Raw genomic sequence first — 2,232 nt, 5'->3', positions numbered from 1 at the left:
CTCATCCACCGCTTCTCACACATTCCCGCACGCTTCCCGGCCCGGACGCCTCTCCTCACCCGGCCCGGTGGAGAATAACGGATTCGAACCGTTGACCCTCTGCGTGCAAGGCAGATGCTCTAGCCAGCTGAGCTAATTCCCCGTTGTCTTCATTTCAAATCACCATTTATTTGGTTGTTTCCCATTGGCGATTCCAATCCGTAGTCCCAGGCAGAGTTGAACTGCCGACCTCTACATTATCAGTGTAGCGCTCTAACCAACTGAGCTATAGGACTGGCTGGTTCCGTGTCGGCATCCCTCTGTCTCCTGCCTCGTCCTATCCTCTTGCTTAGCCTGCAACGGGGGGATGTCTTCCCTTCCAGTGGATTATGTCATTCATTCAAATACACGTTTTCATCGATTCGAGACCCGGCGATTGAAACCGGGACCTATCCTTTTCCCACAAAGCTCGTACCTCGTTGTTGGCACCTTGTCAATATTCCTTTTTTTCAGAAAAAAATAACCGTGAACCGGAAGCTCCGTCGATGAAGCCTCTCGCCGGTTGTGTTTCCATTTGCCCCGCGCGGGGGGGCATTTCTCCAGAAAGGAGGTGTTCCAGCCGCACCTTCCGGTACGGCTACCTTGTTACGACTTAGCCCCAGTCACCGGTTTTACCCTAGGCCGCTCCTCAACGGTTACGGACTTCAGGCACCCCCGGCTTCCATGGCTTGACGGGCGGTGTGTACAAGGCCCGGGAACGTATTCACCGCGCCGTGGCTGATGCGCGATTACTAGCGAATCCAGCTTCACGGAGTCGAGTTGCAGACTCCGATCCGAACTGAGAGTGGTTTTCGGGATTGGCATCCTGTCGCCAGGTAGCGGCCCTTTGTACCACCCATTGTAACACGTGTGTCGCCCCGGACGTAAGGGCCGTGCTGATTTGACGTCATCCCCACCTTCCTCGCATCTTACGATGGCAGTCCCGTTAGAGTCCCCAGCTTCACCTGATGGCAACTAACGATGAGGGTTGCGCTCGTTATGGCACTTAAGCCGACACCTCACGGCACGAGCTGACGACAACCATGCAGCACCTACGCGGCGGCCCCGTAGGGAGGGCGGATCTCTCCGCCGGTCCGCCGAATTTCAAGCCCGGGTAAGGTTCCTCGCGTATCATCGAATTAAACCACATGTTCCTCCGCTTGTGCGGGCCCCCGTCAATTCCTTTGAGTTTCATTCTTGCGAACGTACTCCCCAGGTGGATTACTTAACGCTTTCGCTCAGCCGCTTACATTGTATCGCAAACAGCCAGTAATCATCGTTTACTGCGTGGACTACCAGGGTATCTAATCCTGTTTGATCCCCACGCCTTCGTGCTTGAGCGTCAGTTATGGCCTGGTAAGCTGCCTGCGCGATCGGAGTTCCTCGTGATATCTATGCATTTCACCGCTACACCACAAATTCCGCCTACCTCATCCACACTCAAGGCGACCAGTTTCGAAGGCACTTTTACGGTTGAGCCGCAAAATTTCACCGCCGACTTAATCGCCCGCCTGAGCACCCTTTAAACCCAATAAATCCGGATAACGCTCGGATCCTCCGTATTACCGCGGCTGCTGGCACGGAGTTAGCCGATCCTTATTCGCAAGGTACTTGCAAAAAGTCACGCGTGACTCACTTTATTCCCTTGAAAAAGAAGTTTACAACCCGTAGGGCCGTCTTCCTTCACGCGACGTGGCTGGTTCAGACTTGCGTCCATTGACCAATATTCCTCACTGCTGCCTCCCGTAGGAGTCTGGTCCGTGTCTCAGTACCAGTGTGGGGGATAAACCTCTCAGTTCCCCTATCCATCGTTGCCTTGGTGGGCCGTTACCCCGCCAACCAGCTAATGGAGCGCATGCCCATCCTCAACCGATCAATCTTTAACAAATAGCCCCATGCGGGACCCCTGTGTCATAGGGTATTAGTCCGTCTTTCAACGGGTTATCCCCTTGTTGAAGGCAGGTTGCATACGTGTTACTCACCCGTGCGCCGGTCGCCACCATCGGCATCGCTGCCTCATGTGATGCCCCTCGACTTGCATGTGTTAGGCCTATCGCTAGCGTTCATCCTGAGCCAGGATCAAACTCTTCGTTGTATGTTTGTTTTTTTATTTCCTTGAAATATCATCCCCCGCTCCCCCGGACTGATCCGGAATGCGGACAAACGAAAAATAACCACGAAAAGACTCTCTCCCGAACCCCCGGATTCACGATT

The 2,232-nt window shown here is 54.1% G+C and carries 2 tRNA genes and 1 rRNA gene; all 3 read right to left on the bottom strand.

From position 1 onward, the window contains the following. Window positions 1–68 precede the first annotated feature (68 nt). Window positions 69–142: transfer RNA gene (locus tag D7D25_RS17535), tRNA-Ala, on the bottom strand. A 59-nt stretch (window positions 143–201) separates the two neighbouring features. Next, window positions 202–275, bottom strand: a tRNA-Ile gene (locus D7D25_RS17530). Window positions 276–582: 307 nt separating this feature from the next. Continuing rightward, window positions 583–2,113, bottom strand: a 16S ribosomal RNA gene (locus tag D7D25_RS17525). Window positions 2,114–2,232: the final 119 nt, after the last annotated feature.

It is taken from the genome of Proteiniphilum sp. X52 (assembly GCF_003712195.1).
Classification (GTDB): Bacteria; Bacteroidota; Bacteroidia; order Bacteroidales; family Dysgonomonadaceae; genus Proteiniphilum.
Note: the sequence above shows the minus strand (reverse complement) of the source record. Positions and strands in the feature narration are given on the sequence as shown.